The sequence below is a fragment of the Pseudomonas kielensis genome, from assembly GCF_030505375.1.
GTDB lineage: Bacteria > Pseudomonadota > Gammaproteobacteria > Pseudomonadales > Pseudomonadaceae > Aquipseudomonas > Aquipseudomonas kielensis.
Window position 1 is genome coordinate 1,767,436 of record NZ_CP130043.1, and the last position, 15,141, is coordinate 1,782,576.

A 15,141-nucleotide genomic window follows, 5' to 3' on the forward strand; every position below is an offset into this window, starting at 1 on the left:
TGTTTTCCCTGACTGCCCTGACGCCAAATTCATTCTTTGCCCTGGATATCCAAAAGCCTTGATTCGTCTGCTGAAATTTTTCGGGTGGTCCATCGTCGCTGTTTTCTGCGGACTGCTGCTGGGTCTGAGCGGGGCGTTTCTCTACCTTAGCCCGGGACTGCCGTCGGTGGAGGCACTGCGAAGTATCCAGTTGCAGATTCCTCTGCGGGTCTACAGCAGCGACGACAAATTGATCGCCGAATTCGGCGAAATGCGCCGCAATCCCATACGTTTCGCCGACATTCCGCCCAACTTCATCAATGCGTTACTAAGTGCTGAAGACGACAACTTCGCCAACCACTACGGCGTCGACCCGAGCAGCCTGATGCGTGCCGCCACCCAGTTGGTAAAAAGCGGACACATCCAGTCCGGCGGCAGCACCATCACCATGCAGGTGGCAAAGAACTTCTTCCTGACCAGCGAACGCAGCTTCTCGCGCAAGACCACCGAGATCCTCCTGGCCCTGCAGATCGAGCGCCAGTTGACCAAGGACGAAATCCTCGAGCTCTACGTCAACAAGATCTACCTGGGTAACCGCGCCTACGGCATCGAGGCGGCGGCACAGGTGTATTACGGCAAGTCGATCCGCGACGTCAGCCTGGCGCAGATGGCGATGATTGCCGGCCTGCCCAAGGCCCCTTCGCGCTTCAACCCGCTGGCCAACCCGGCGCGCAGCAAGGAACGTCGCGACTGGATCCTGGGGCGCATGTACAAGCTCGGTAAAATCGACGAGGCGGCGTATCAAGCGGCGGTCAATGAGCCGTTGAATGCCAGCTACCACGTGCCGACTCCGGAAGTGAACGCCCCCTACATCGCCGAAATGGCCCGCGCCGAAATGGTCGGGCGCTATGGCAGCGACGCCTACACCGAAGGCTTCCGCGTCACTACGACCGTGCCGAGCAACCTTCAGGAAATGGCCAACACGGCTGTACATGAAGGCCTGATCACCTACGACCAGCGTCACGGCTACCGCGGCCCCGAATCCCGCCTGCCTGGCAAGACGCCCGACGCCTGGGCCAGCGAACTGACCAAGCAGCGCACCATCAGCGGCCTTGAGCCGGCCATCGTGACCGAGGTCGACAAGAATGGCCTGCAGGTCCTGACCCGCACCGGCGCAGAGCACGTGGCCTGGGACAGCATGAAATGGGCCCGGCCATTCCTCAACACCAACAGCATGGGGCCTAATCCGCGCCAGCCGTCCGATGTGGCCCAGGTCGGCGACCTGATCCGCGTCCAGCGCCAGCCCGACAACAGCCTGCACTTCAAACAGATTCCGGTCGCCCAGGGCGCACTGGTGTCGCTGGACCCGCAAAACGGCGCGATCCGCGCCCTGGTCGGCGGCTTCGCCTTCGAGCAGAGCAACTACAACCGCGCCATGCAGGCCAAGCGCCAGCCGGGCTCGAGCTTCAAGCCGTTCGTCTACAGTGCCGCGCTGGATAGCGGCTACACCGCAGCGACTTTGGTCAACGATGCGCCGATCGTGTTCGTCGATGAGTACCTGGACAAGGTCTGGCGTCCGAAGAACGACACCAATACCTTCCTCGGCCCGATCCGCATGCGCGAAGCCCTGTACAAGTCGCGTAACCTGGTCTCGATCCGCCTGCTGCAAGCGATGGGCGTCAGCAAGACCATCGACTACATCAGCCGCTTCGGCTTCAACAAGCAGGATCTGCCGCCGAACCTGTCGCTGGCGCTGGGCACCGCGACCCTGACGCCAATGGAGATCGCCACCGGCTGGAGCACGTTCGCCAACGGCGGCTACAAGATCACCCCGTACATCATCGAGAAGATCGAAAGCCGTAATGGCGACACGCTGTTCGTCGCCAACCCGCCGAGCGTGCCCAAGGGCGACGTCGCCAGCAATGGCATCGCCGCGCCCACCGGTGAGAGCTTTACCGTCAACGCCGTGCCAGGCGAAGCGCCGACCGCGCCAGCACCCGAGCAGGCACCGGCGATCGCGGAACGCATCGTCGACCCGCGCACCACCTACATCCTCAACAGCATGCTGGAAGACGTGATCAAGCGCGGCACCGGGCGTCGTGCGCTGGCGCTGGGCCGCAGCGACCTCGCCGGCAAGACCGGGACCACCAACGAGTCCAAGGACGCCTGGTTCTCCGGCTACAACGCCGACTACGTGACCACCGTCTGGACCGGCTTCGACCAACCGGAAAGCCTCGGCCGTCGCGAGTTCGGCGGTACTGTCGCGCTGCCGATCTGGATGAGCTTCATGGGCGCCGCTCTCAAGGACAAGCCGCCGCACACCCAACCAGAGCCTGAGGGCATCCTCAGCCTGCGGGTAGACCCGGTCAGCGGTCGCGCCGCCTCCCCAGGCACGCCAGGCGCCTACTTCGAGCTGTTCAAGGCCGAAGACACGCCGCCGACCGGCAGCGAGCTGGGCAACGGCAGCGCGCCGGGCAGCCCGCTGCCGGCAGACGAAGTGGCGCCGATCGATCTGTTCTGATGCCACCCCCCTGAAAAAGCCCCGCCCTGGACACAAGCGCGGGGCTTTTTTTGCGCCGACTCCTACAGCGCGCCAGCACTGGCGCAGGACTCGAGGGACTCTGCGCTGCGGCGCTCCCGAGAAGCCCGCCCCCACAACGAAAAAAGCCCCGACTCGCAGGAGCCGGGGCTTTTTTGTTGAAGCGCTAAACGGGCTTAGCCGTTGAACACATCATCCACGCTCTTGAGCGGGTAGTTCTTCGGATACGGCAGGGTCGCTACGCCGGTCTCGATGGCGGCCTTGGCCACGGCATCGGAGATCACGGTGATCAGGCGGGCATCCATTGGTTTCGGGATGATGTACTCACGACCGAATTCCAGCTTGATACCGCCGTAGGCGTCGCACACTTCCTGAGGCACAGGCAGCTTGGCCAGTTCACGCAGGGCGTTGGCCGCAGCCACTTTCATTTCTTCGTTGATGCGCTTGGCGCGAACGTCCAGGGCACCACGGAAGATGAACGGGAAGCCCAGTACGTTGTTGACCTGGTTCGGGTAGTCCGAACGACCAGTGGCCATGATCACGTCGTCACGGGTGGCGTGCGCCAGTTCCGGGGCGATCTCTGGATCAGGGTTGGAGCAGGCGAACACGATCGGGTTGGCCGCCATGGACTTCAGGCCTTCAGCGCTCAGCAGGTTCGGACCGGACAGGCCAACGAACACGTCTGCGCCTTGCAGGGCGTCTGCCAGGGTGCGCTTGTCGGTCGCGTGAGCGAAGACAGCCTTGTACTGGTTCAGGTCGTCACGGCCGGAGTGGATCACGCCGGTACGGTCAACCATGTAGATGTTTTCGATGTTGGCGCCCATGCTCACCAGCAATTTCATGCAGGAGATGGCCGCAGCGCCTGCACCCAGGCAAACGATCTTGGCATCGGCAAGGGTCTTGCCAGCGATTTCCAAGGCATTGATCATGCCGGCCGCGGTCACGATCGCGGTGCCGTGCTGGTCATCGTGGAACACCGGAATGTCGCACTGCTCGATCAGAGCACGTTCGATCTCAAAGCACTCAGGGGCCTTGATGTCTTCCAGGTTGATGCCACCGAAGGTGATGGAGATGCGCTTGACGGTGTCGATGAAGGCTTGCGGGCTCTCGGAGTCGACTTCGATGTCGAACACGTCGATACCAGCGAAACGCTTGAACAGTACACCCTTGCCTTCCATGACAGGCTTGGAAGCCAATGGGCCGAGGTTACCCAGGCCGAGAATCGCGGTGCCATCGGAAATCACTGCAACCAGGTTGCCTTTACCGGTGTACTTGTAGGCCAGCTCAGGATCGCGGGCGATTTCGCGAACCGGTTCGGCTACGCCGGGGCTGTAGGCCAGCGACAGGTCGCGAGCGGTAGCGGTGGCCTTGGTGAGCTCGACACTCAGCTTCCCTGGACGAGGATGGGCATGATATTCGAGAGCGGCAGTTTTCAGATCAGACATGTGGGCATTCCGCTTTTTACTGTTGGACAGACTGGTCAGCGAGGATACGCGCCTGGCAAAGTCCCCACAAGACTGACCAGTCACCCCTGTCAAGCGCCCCGCCCTACGACTTTGGCCCAAGAGCCACGGAACACAAGGGCTCAACTGTCTACAATCGATATAAAAAATGTCTACAATTATTTATACAAATCTTCCCGCGAGTGCCTGGGCAGCACCCCGACAGACGCCCTTCAGGCCCCGCGACAAATTCCGGGCATAAAAAAAGGCGCCCACCAGGGACGCCTTTTTCATCAATCTGCAAAAGCCGCGATGGCTTTCCAGGCTGATTGGCCTTAGGCCTTTTTCGCGCCGAAAGCACCGAAGCGATCTGCGAAGCGCTGTACACGGCCGCCAGTATCCAGAGTCTTCTGCTTACCGGTGTAGAACGGGTGGCACTCGTTGCATACGTCGATCGCCAGAGGCTTGGCCAGGTTCGAACGAGTTTCGAACTTGTTGCCACAGCTGCAGGTAACTGCGGTGATTTCGTATGTTGGATGGATATCGGCTTTCATGGTGATTCCTCAGGCTAGCGTGCCGCCACTCAACACCATTGTTGAATACCGCACGTAATTAGGCCGCGGATTCTACCAGACCTTCCAAATCACGCAAGCTGTCCCTGATGCCGACCGTCTGCTAGGCTCCGGCCCTTCTTCACCGCCCGCCCTATAGAGAATCCCCCGCGTGCCCGACGCCATCCTGCGCCTCGCCCTGCCTTCGCCCTTGCGCCGCCTGTTCGACTACCGCGCCCCGGCGGGCGTGCTGCGGGCGCAGTTGCACCCGGGGATGCGCCTGCGGGTACCGTTCGGCCGTCGCGAGATGATCGGCATCCTGGTCGAAGTCACCGACCACAGCGAAGTCCCGGCAGAAAAGCTCAAGCCAGCCCTGGCGCTGCTCGATGCCACGCCACCGCTGCCGGCGTCACTGTTCAAGCTGTGCCTGTGGACCTCCCAGTACTACCAGCACAGCCTCGGCGACACCTTGAGCTGGGCCTTGCCGGTCCTGCTGCGCCAGGGCGAACTGGCCGAGGCGCGCCAGGAGCGTTTCTGGTCGATCAGCCCCGGGGCCAGGCTCGACGACCCGCGCATCGCCCGCGCCCCGCGCCAGCGCGAGGCCCTGGCGACCCTGGCCCAGCATCCCCACGGCGTGGCCCATCAGTTGCTGAGCAAGCTGATGCTGAGCAAGGACAGCCTCGACCTGCTGCTGGCCAAGGAACTGGTGCAGGTGGAAATCCGCAAGCACGCCCCCGGCGAGCGTCACGAACACTGGCTGGCCCAGCCGGAACTGCCCTTGAATCCGGAGCAGCGCGCCGCCTACGAAGCCATCAGCGCCGGCCTGGACAGTTTCCATGCCTTCCTCCTGGCCGGCGTGACCGGCAGCGGCAAGACCGAAGTGTATTTGCAATTGATCCGCAAAACCCTGGAGGCCGGTAAACAGGCGCTGGTGCTGATCCCGGAGATCAACCTCGGGCCGCAGACCCTGGCGCGCTTCGAGCAACGATTTAACGCACGGATCGCCCTGGTGCACTCGGCCGTCAACGACCGCGAGCGCCTGGAGGCCTGGCTGGCGGCCCGCGACGGCGATGCCGACATCATCATCGGCACTCGCTCGGCACTGTTCACGCCCATGAAGAACCCTGGCCTGATCATCATCGACGAGGAGCACGACGGCTCCTATAAACAGCAGGAAGGCTTGCGCTACCACGCCCGCGACCTGGCACTGGTGCGGGCCCGCCAGGAAAACATCCCGATCGTCCTCGGCTCCGCGACGCCGTCCCTGGAAAGCCTGCACAACGCCTACACCGGTCGTTACGGCCTGCTGCGCCTGAACGAGCGCGCCGGCGGCGCAAAGCAGCCGCGCTTCCTGCGCCTGGATGTGAAAAGCCGACCACTGGACAGCGGCATTTCAGGGCCGATGCAGCAAGCCATTGGCCAGACCCTCGCCGCCGGCCAGCAAGTGCTGGTCTTTCTCAATCGCCGCGGTTTTGCCCCGACCCTGCTGTGCCACGATTGTGGCTGGATGTCCGAATGCCAGCGCTGCGATGCGCGGATGACCGTGCACCAACGCTCCGGCGAGCTGCGTTGTCACCATTGCGGTTATGTCGAACGCGTCCCGCGGCATTGCCCCAAGTGCGGCAAAGTCGATTTACGCCCGGTGGGTGCTGGCACCGAACGCGCAGAGGAACGCCTGGGCATCCTGTTCCCGGACTACCCGGTGCTGCGGGTCGACCGCGACAGTACGTCGCGCAAGGACGCAATGAACCAGCTGTTCGCCACCATCCAGAAAGGCCAGCCGTGCATTCTGGTGGGCACCCAGATGCTCGCCAAGGGACACCACTTTCCCCGCGTCACCCTGGTGTCGATTCTCGATGCCGACGGCGGCCTGTTTTCCGGCGACTTCCGCGCCAGCGAGCGCATGGCCCAGTTGATAGTCCAGGTCGCGGGACGCGCCGGGCGGGCCGAAGAGCCAGGCAAGGTGATCATCCAGACCCACCTGGCGGACCACCCGCTGCTGGTGCAACTGACCGAACAGGGCTACTTCGCCTTTGCCGAACAGGCCCTGAGCGAACGTCGCGCCGCGGGGCTTCCACCTTTTGCCCACCTGGCATTGCTGCGCGCCGAAGCGCACAAGCCCGGGCAGGCCGAAGGTTTCCTCGACGAGGCGTGCAGCGAGGCGGAGCGTTTGCTGGCCGAGCAGAACCTCAGCGGCATCGAACTGCTGGGCCCGGTGCCCGCGCCGATGGAGCGCCGCGCCGGGCGCTATCGCGCGCAACTGCTGCTGCAAGCCACGGCCCGGGCGCCCCTGCATCGCCTGTTGAGCAGCTGGCTGCTGGTGCTGGAGCAAATGCCCAGTGCACGCGCGGTGCGCTGGTCACTGGATGTCGATCCTGTCGATTTGTATTGACCGCCAGGACGCCATCGCGAGCAGGCTCGCTCTTATACGGCTCTCTGTTGCCCTGTTCGCGAAGGCAGCCGAATTGTCACCACATGTCCGTAACCGGCCTGCTAAGGTTGGCAAGCCCGACTTCGCAACGGATAATGCCCAGTTTTTCCACCTGCGCATTGACGCGCCGCCGCTTTGCGGTTGAAAGAGAAGACCATGAAAGACACCATTCGCCAGTTGATCCAGCAAGCCCTCACCCAACTCGTTACCGACGGTGTGTTGCCTGAAGGCCTGACGCCGGCGATTCAGGTGGAGAACTCCCGTGACAAGACCCACGGTGACTTCGCCAGCAACATCGCCATGATGCTGGCCAAGCCTGCCGGCATGAAGCCCCGCGACCTGGCGGAAAAAATCATCGCCGCCCTGCCGGCCGACGAAAACGTCACCAAGGCAGAAATCGCCGGCCCGGGTTTCCTCAACTTCTTCCAGAACACCCAGGCCCTGGCATCGCGCCTGGACGCAGCCCTGGCCGACGCCAAGGTCGGCGTGCGCAAGGCCGGTCCCGTGCAGCGCACCGTGGTTGACCTGTCGGCCCCGAACCTGGCCAAAGAGATGCACGTCGGCCACTTGCGCTCGACCATCATTGGCGACGGCGTGGCCCGCGTACTGGAGTTCCTCGGCGACACCGTGATCCGCCAGAACCACGTAGGTGACTGGGGCACCCAGTTCGGCATGCTGATGGCCTACCTGCAGGAAAACCCGATCACCAGCGACGAACTGTCGGACCTGGAGAACTTCTACCGCGCCGCCAAGCAGCGTTTCGACGAGTCCGAAGAGTTCGCCGACCGCGCCCGTGGCCTGGTGGTCAAGCTGCAAGCCGGCGACCCGGAATGCCTGGCCCTGTGGACCAAGTTCAAGGACATCTCGCTGTCGCACTGCCAGAAAATCTACGAACAACTGAACGTCAAGCTGACCATGGCCGACGTCATGGGCGAAAGTGCCTACAACGACGACCTGATCAATGTGGTCAACGACCTCAAGGCCAAGGGCATGCTGGTCGAGAGCAACGGCGCCCAGTGCGTGTTCCTCGACGAATTCAAGAATGCCGACGGCGACCCGCTGCCGGTGATCATCGTCAAGGCCGATGGCGGCTACCTGTACGCCACCACTGACCTGGCTGCCGTGCGCTACCGCAGCGGCGTGCTCAAGGCCGACCGCGCCCTGTACTTCGTCGACCAGCGCCAGGCACTGCACTTCCAGCAGGTATTCGCCGTGGCGCGCATGGCCGGCTTCGTGACCCACCCGATGGAAATGGAACACATGGGCTTCGGCACCATGAACGGCGCTGACGGCCGTCCGTTCAAGACCCGTGATGGCGGCACCGTGAAGCTGATCGACCTGCTCAACGAAGCCAAGGAGCGCGCCTACACCCTGGTCAAGGAAAAGAACCCCGAGCTGGCCGAAGCCGACCTGCGCAACATCGCCAAGGTGGTGGGCATCGGCGCGGTGAAATACGCTGACCTGTCCAAGCACCGCACCAGCGACTACAGCTTCAACTTCGACCTGATGCTCAATTTCGAAGGCAACACCGCCCCCTACCTGCTGTACGCCTACACCCGCGTGGCTGGCGTGTTCCGCAAACTGGGCAAGGACTTCAGCGAAGTCGAAGGGCGGATCGTTCTCGAGGCCGCGCACGAACAGGAACTGGCGGCCAAGCTGGCACAGTTCGGCGAAGTGCTGAACAACGTGGCCGAGAAAGGCACACCGCATATCCTGTGCACTTACCTGTACGACGTTGCCGGGCTGTTCTCCAGCTTCTACGAGAACTGCCCGATCCTCAGCGCCGAAACCCCGGCACAGATGCAGAGCCGCTTGCGCCTCGCCGCGCTGACCGGTCGCACCCTCAAGCAAGGCCTGGAACTCTTGGGCCTGGAAACTCTGGAGCGTATGTAAGTTGGCTGCCAAGAAAAAACCTGCACCCAAGCGTGGCGCCAGCCGTTACCAAGCTCCTGCAAAACAGCCGATTCCGGGTTGGCTATGGATGGCCATCGGCCTGACCGTGGGCGCCTTCATCGTGTTCCTGATGAAGCTGGAGCCGGGCAAGGGCGATGACGTCAAGCGGGTCAAGCAGGAAGAACAGAAAGCCACGCGCATGGCCGAGGCCAACAAGACCCCGCCGAGCCCACAGCAACCGGTGAAGCCGAAGTACGACTTCTACACCTTGCTGCCGGAATCGGAAGTGATTGTGCCGCCGGATGCCGTGCCTGAAAAAACCCTGCCAACACCGCAGACCGCGCCTGTGGCACCGGTCACGCCGGCAGAAGCGGCGAAGATCGACACCGCGCGCGCCCAGGCCGCCCTGAGCGGCCTGACCCCGCCGCCGGCGCCTCCGGTGGCCAAGGCGGCCCCGGTGACCAAGTTCTTCCTGCAGGCCGGCTCGTTCCGCAAGGAGGCCGACGCCGACAAGGTCCGTGCGCAGATCATCCTGCTCGGCCAGGCGGTTTCGGTCGAGTCCGGCACGGTCAAGGACGAAACCTGGTATCGCGTGCTGGTCGGCCCGTTCAGCAACCGCGAACAACTGACCACCGCCCAGAAACAACTGGCGGGCAGCGGCTTCAGCAACCTGTTGTTACAACAACGCCAGAGCCGCTGACAGAACGATCAACTCCCCTCCTGCGGGAGCGCGTCGGGCGGCGCTGCGCCTGCTCGCGAAGGCCTGGATTCAGTCAACATTGATGGCGACTGATACAACGCTTTCGCAAGCAGGCTCGCCCCCACACGGATGATCTGCCACCCACCACCGCCCGTCCCCCGCCACACCCCGCAGTTGAAAAACGCCACAGCACCCCCATATGAGTTTGCATAAGGCATTTTCGCCCCGCTGCGTGGAGACTCTTCCCTTGACCACCATCGTTTCAGTTCGCCGCCACGGCAAAGTCGTCATGGGCGGCGACGGCCAGGTTTCCCTGGGCAACACCGTGATGAAAGGCAACGCGAAAAAAGTTCGTCGCCTGTACCACGGCCAGGTCATCGCCGGTTTCGCTGGCGCCACCGCCGACGCCTTTACCCTGTTCGAGCGTTTTGAAGGCCAACTGGAAAAACACCAGGGCCACCTGGTCCGTGCCGCCGTCGAGCTCGCCAAAGAATGGCGTACCGACCGCTCCCTGAGCCGCCTCGAAGCAATGCTGGCGGTGGCCAACAAAGACGCCTCGCTGATCATCACCGGCAACGGCGATGTGGTTGAACCCGAGAACGGCCTGATCGCCATGGGTTCCGGCGGAGGTTATGCCCAGGCGGCCGCCAGCGCCCTGCTGAAAAAAACCGACCTGTCGGCCCGGGAAATCGTCGAAACAGCCCTCGGCATCGCCGGCGACATCTGTGTCTTCACCAACCACACCCAGACCATTGAGGAGCAGGACTGCGCCGAGTAAGCGTGCGTGGCTGCGCGCCACCGCTCACTCTTGCCTGAGGTCCGCCAATTATTATGTCCATGACTCCCCGTGAAATCGTCCACGAACTCAATCGCCACATCATCGGCCAGGACGACGCCAAGCGCGCCGTCGCCATCGCCCTGCGTAACCGCTGGCGCCGGATGCAACTGCCCGAAGAGCTGCGCGTCGAAGTCACCCCCAAGAACATCCTGATGATCGGCCCGACCGGTGTCGGCAAAACCGAAATCGCCCGTCGCCTGGCCAAGCTCGCCAACGCGCCGTTCATCAAGGTCGAAGCGACCAAGTTCACCGAAGTCGGCTACGTTGGCCGCGACGTCGAGTCGATCATTCGTGATCTGGCCGATGCCGCCATCAAGCTGCTGCGCGAACAGGAAATGATCAAAGTCCGCCATCGCGCCGAAGACGCCGCCGAAGAGCGCATCCTCGATGCCCTGCTGCCACCGGCGCGCACCGGCTTCAACAGCGAAGAAGCCCCGGCCCAGGACTCCAACACCCGCCAGCTGTTCCGCAAGCGCCTGCGCGAAGGCCAGCTGGATGACAAAGAGATCGAAATCGAAGTTGCCGAAGCCTCGGGCGTCGATATCTCCGCGCCACCGGGCATGGAAGAAATGACCAATCAGCTGCAGAGCCTGTTCGCCAACATGGGCAAGGGCAAGCGCAAGAACCGCAAGCTCAAGGTCAAGGAAGCGCTCAAGCTGGTCCGCGACGAAGAAGCCGGCCGCCTGGTCAATGACGAAGAACTCAAGGCCAAGGCCCTGGAAGCGGTCGAGCAGCACGGCATCGTGTTCATCGACGAAATCGACAAAGTCGCCAAACGCGGCAATGCCGGTGGCGTCGACGTGTCCCGCGAAGGTGTACAACGCGACCTGCTGCCGCTGATCGAGGGCTGCACCGTCAACACCAAACTGGGCATGGTCAAGACCGACCACATCCTGTTCATCGCCTCCGGTGCGTTCCACCTGAGCAAGCCGAGCGACCTGGTGCCTGAACTGCAAGGCCGCCTGCCGATCCGCGTTGAACTCAAGGCCCTGTCGCCGGAAGATTTCGAGCGCATCCTCAGCGAGCCGCACGCCTCCCTGACCGAGCAGTATTGCGCCCTGCTGAAAACCGAAGGCCTGGCCATCGAATTCCAGCCGGACGGCATCAAGCGCCTGGCCGAGATCGCCTGGCAGGTCAACGAGAAGACCGAGAACATCGGTGCCCGTCGCCTGCACACCCTGCTCGAGCGCCTGCTCGAAGAGGTGTCGTTCAGTGCCGGCGACCTGGCCAGCGCCCACAGCGACCAGCCGATCCGCATCGACGCCGACTACGTCAACAGCCACCTGGGCGAATTGGCGCAGAACGAAGACCTGTCCCGTTATATCCTGTAGGTCACTTCTACTGCGATAGAGGACCTGTGGGAGCGAGCCGGCTCGCGCCCACAGGTCCCTCGCAATGACGGACGACCAGCCCCATGACGACCCCGCTTCCCACCGACATCAAACTGCACAAAGCCTCGAAAACCCTGTCGCTCAAATATGCGTCCGGCGAGGAATATCAACTGAGCGCCGAGTTCCTTCGCGTGCACTCCCCCTCCGCCGAGGTCCAGGGCCACGGCAAACCTATCCTGCAATTTGGCAAGATCGGCGTAGGCCTGAGCAAGGTCGAACCGGCCGGCCAGTACGCACTGAAACTGACATTCGACGACGGCCACGACAGCGGCCTCTTCACCTGGGATTACCTCTACCAGTTGGCACAGCGCCAGGACGCCCTCTGGGAGGATTATCTTGGTGAACTCAAAGCCGCCGGAAAGTCCCGCGATCCGAGTGAGTCCGTCGTCAAGCTGATGCTCTAGACCGGGGCTTACGCTCATTAGAAGGCATTTTCTAATTTCATCTGCTTGAATGCTCCCGCCCAGGACCCGTCATTGGCCCGCTTGCGAAAAAAATTAAACTCGGGTAACCAATGGAGCTGGCAAGTTCTGTGCAGCGCTCCCTGATGTAAAAAGTCAGCGATGTGCAATTAACGGTCACCCGAGCAGTAGTACCTGGCATTGGCTGTGTGACTACACAGCAGGCCTCAGGTACTCGTCTCAGGACAATGGAGCGTCGTAGATGAGTAACAAGAATAACGATGACCTGAAACGCCAAGCCTCGGAAAACACCTTGGGGCTCAATCCTGTCATCGGCTTGCGCCGCAAAGATCTGCTTACTTCTGCCCGCATGGTGCTGGCCCAGGCCATCAAACAACCCATCCACAGCGTCAAGCACGTGGCCCATTTCGGCCTCGAGCTGAAGAATGTGATGTTTGGCAAATCCGAGTTGCAACCCGAAGGCGATGACCGTCGCTTCAACGATCCGGCCTGGAGCCAGAACCCGCTCTACAAACGCTACCTGCAAACCTACCTGGCCTGGCGCAAGGAGCTCCACGACTGGATCGGCGACAGCAACCTGTCGGAGCAGGACATCAACCGCGGGCACTTCGTGATCAACCTGATGACCGAAGCCATGGCCCCGACCAACAGCGCGGCCAACCCCGCCGCCGTCAAACGTTTCTTCGAGACCGGTGGCAAGAGCCTGCTCGACGGCCTCTCCCACCTGGCCAAGGACCTGGTACACAACGGCGGCATGCCGAGCCAGGTCAACATGGGCGCCTTCGAAGTCGGCAAAAGCCTGGGCACCACCGAAGGTGCGGTGATTTTCCGCAACGACGTGCTGGAGCTGATCCAGTACCGGCCCATCACCGAACAGGTCCACGAGCGCCCCCTGCTGGTGGTCCCGCCACAGATCAACAAATTCTACGTATTCGACCTGAGCCCGGAAAAAAGCCTGGCGCGATTCTGCCTGCGCAACAACCTGCAGACCTTCATCGTCAGCTGGCGCAACCCGACCAAGGCGCAACGCGAATGGGGCCTGTCGACCTACATCGAGGCGCTCAAGGAAGCGGTCGACGTGGTCACCGCGATCACCGGCAGCAAAGACATCAACATGCTGGGCGCCTGCTCCGGCGGCATCACCTGCACCGCCCTGCTCGGCCACTACGCGGCGATCGGCGAGAAGAAGGTCAACGCCCTGACCCTGCTGGTCAGCGTCCTGGACACCACCCTGGACTCCCAGGTGGCGCTGTTCGTCGACGAGCAGACCCTGGAATCCGCCAAGCGCCATTCCTACCAGGCCGGTGTGCTTGAAGGTCGCGACATGGCGAAGGTCTTCGCCTGGATGCGCCCCAACGACCTGATCTGGAACTACTGGGTCAACAATTACCTGCTGGGCAACGAACCGCCGGTCTTCGACATTCTGTTCTGGAACAACGACACCACCCGCCTGCCGGCCGCGTTCCACGGCGACCTGATCGAAATGTTCAAAAGCAACCCACTGATCCGCCCCAACGCACTGGAAGTGTGCGGCACGCCCATCGACCTCAGTCAGGTCACGGCCGATGTCTATTCCCTGGCCGGCACCAACGACCACATCACCCCGTGGAAGTCCTGCTACAAGTCGGCCCAGCTGTTTGGTGGCAAGGTCGAGTTCGTGCTGTCCAGCAGCGGCCACATCCAGAGCATCCTGAACCCGCCGGGCAACCCGAAATCGCGCTACATGACCAGCACCGAGACGGCGTCGAACGCCGATCAGTGGCAAGAAAACGCCACCAAGCACACCGACTCCTGGTGGCTGCACTGGCAGGCCTGGCAGGCCGAGCGCGCGGGCAAGCTGAAAAAAGCCCCGACCGCACTCGGCAACAAGACCTTTGCCGCGGGTGAAGCCGCACCAGGGACCTACGTACACGAACGATAACTGACCCACCTCGCCCCACTGTAGGGGCGGGTTGGCCCGCGATGACGGCAGCCGCCTCAGTCAATGTGCTGACGGCTACACCGCTATCGCGGGCCCGCCCGCTCCCACAGGGAGCCGAGGATGAATTTGAGAACGTGACACACAGGGCTTGAAGCATGCCGCAACCGTTCATTTTTCGTACCGTCGACCTGGATGGCCAGACCCTCCGCACCGCGGTACGCCCCGGCAAGCCTCACTTGACGCCCTTGCTGATTTTCAACGGCATCGGCGCCAACCTGGAGCTGGTGTTTCCGTTCATCCAGGCGCTGGACCCGGACCTGGAAGTGATTGCCTTCGACGTGCCGGGTGTCGGCGGCTCATCGACGCCGCGCCGGCCCTATCGCTTTCCCGGCCTGGCCAAGCTGACCGCGCGGATGCTCGACTACCTCGACTACGGCCAGGTCAATGTGATCGGCGTGTCCTGGGGCGGCGCCCTGGCGCAGCAGTTCGCCCATGACTACCCCGAGCGCTGCAAGAAGCTGGTGCTGGCGGCCACAGCGGCCGGCGCGGTGATGGTGCCGGGCAAGCCGAAAGTGCTGTGGATGATGGCCAGCCCAAGGCGCTACATCCAACCATCCCACGTCATTCGCATTGCGCCGATGATCTATGGCGGCTCGTTTCGCCGTGACCCCAACCTGGCCGCCGACCACGCCAGCAAAGTCCGTTCGGCCGGCAAGCTGGGCTACTACTGGCAGCTCTTCGCAGGCCTGGGCTGGACCAGCATCCACTGGCTGCACACGATTCGTCAGCCCACCCTGGTGCTGGCCGGTGACGACGACCCGTTGATCCCGCTGGTCAATATGCGCCTGCTCGCCTGGCGTATTCCCAACGCCCAGCTACACATAATCGACGACGGCCATTTATTCCTGATCACCCGGGCCGAGGCTGTCGCCCCGATCATCATGAAGTTTCTTCAGGAAGAACGGCAACGGGCGGTGATGCACCCGCACCCGACGCCCCATGGCAGCACCTGAGGTGCGCTGGCGGGAATGAGG

General features: G+C 62.7%; 11 protein-coding genes. 9 read left to right on the forward strand and 2 right to left on the reverse strand.

All coding sequences use genetic code 11. The annotated features are described in order from the left end of the window. The first annotated feature begins 61 nt into the window (after positions 1–61). Positions 62–2,500 (forward strand): penicillin-binding protein 1A, encoded by a 2,439-nt coding sequence (locus Q1W70_RS08325; protein WP_409258943.1) that lies wholly within the window; start codon positions 62–64, stop codon positions 2,498–2,500. A gap of 194 nt (positions 2,501–2,694) precedes the next feature. Here Q1W70_RS08325 and Q1W70_RS08330 read toward each other — a convergent pair whose 3' ends face one another. Together Q1W70_RS08330 and rpmE are read right to left on the reverse strand one after the other, a co-directional pair. Further along, positions 2,695–3,963, reverse strand: a complete 1,269-nt coding sequence (locus Q1W70_RS08330; protein WP_159993264.1) for a malic enzyme-like NAD(P)-binding protein — start codon at positions 3,961–3,963, stop codon at positions 2,695–2,697. Positions 3,964–4,295: 332 nt separating this feature from the next. After that, entirely contained in the window at positions 4,296–4,514 is a 219-nt protein-coding gene (rpmE, locus tag Q1W70_RS08335; protein ID WP_095167258.1) for a 50S ribosomal protein L31, read from the reverse strand. A 169-nt stretch (positions 4,515–4,683) separates the two neighbouring features. Here rpmE and Q1W70_RS08340 point away from each other — a divergent pair, with 169 nt between their 5' ends. From Q1W70_RS08340 to phaZ, 8 genes are all read left to right on the forward strand, one after another. Continuing rightward, a complete protein-coding gene (locus Q1W70_RS08340) occupies positions 4,684–6,903 on the forward strand; it encodes a primosomal protein N' (protein ID WP_302098757.1) in 2,220 nt (739 codons plus the stop codon). Positions 6,904–7,098: 195 nt separating this feature from the next. Further along, positions 7,099–8,835: an arginine--tRNA ligase gene (gene argS / locus Q1W70_RS08345; RefSeq protein WP_166592072.1), complete on the forward strand. Its 1,737-nt coding sequence runs from the start codon at positions 7,099–7,101 to the stop codon at positions 8,833–8,835. Between the two features lies 1 nt (position 8,836). Further along, positions 8,837–9,535 carry an SPOR domain-containing protein gene (locus Q1W70_RS08350; RefSeq protein ID WP_166592071.1) on the forward strand — a complete coding sequence of 233 codons (699 nt, stop codon included), beginning with the start codon at positions 8,837–8,839 and terminating at the stop codon, positions 9,533–9,535. 247 nt (positions 9,536–9,782) lie between these two features. After that, a complete protein-coding gene (gene hslV / locus Q1W70_RS08355; RefSeq protein WP_093425160.1) occupies positions 9,783–10,313 on the forward strand; it encodes an ATP-dependent protease subunit HslV in 531 nt (176 codons plus the stop codon). Positions 10,314–10,366: 53 nt separating this feature from the next. Continuing rightward, positions 10,367–11,704: an ATP-dependent protease ATPase subunit HslU gene (hslU, locus tag Q1W70_RS08360; RefSeq protein WP_166592182.1), complete on the forward strand. Its 1,338-nt coding sequence runs from the start codon at positions 10,367–10,369 to the stop codon at positions 11,702–11,704. Between the two features lie 83 nt (positions 11,705–11,787). Beyond that, positions 11,788–12,168 (forward strand): gamma-butyrobetaine hydroxylase family protein, encoded by a 381-nt coding sequence (locus tag Q1W70_RS08365; RefSeq protein WP_166592181.1) that lies wholly within the window; start codon positions 11,788–11,790, stop codon positions 12,166–12,168. A 259-nt stretch (positions 12,169–12,427) separates the two neighbouring features. After that, positions 12,428–14,107 (forward strand): class II poly(R)-hydroxyalkanoic acid synthase, encoded by a 1,680-nt coding sequence (gene phaC / locus Q1W70_RS08370; RefSeq protein WP_166592180.1) that lies wholly within the window; start codon positions 12,428–12,430, stop codon positions 14,105–14,107. Between the two features lie 155 nt (positions 14,108–14,262). Further along, complete coding sequence (gene phaZ / locus Q1W70_RS08375; RefSeq protein WP_166592179.1) at positions 14,263–15,120, forward strand: poly(3-hydroxyalkanoate) depolymerase; 858 nt, start codon at positions 14,263–14,265, stop codon at positions 15,118–15,120. Positions 15,121–15,141: the final 21 nt, after the last annotated feature.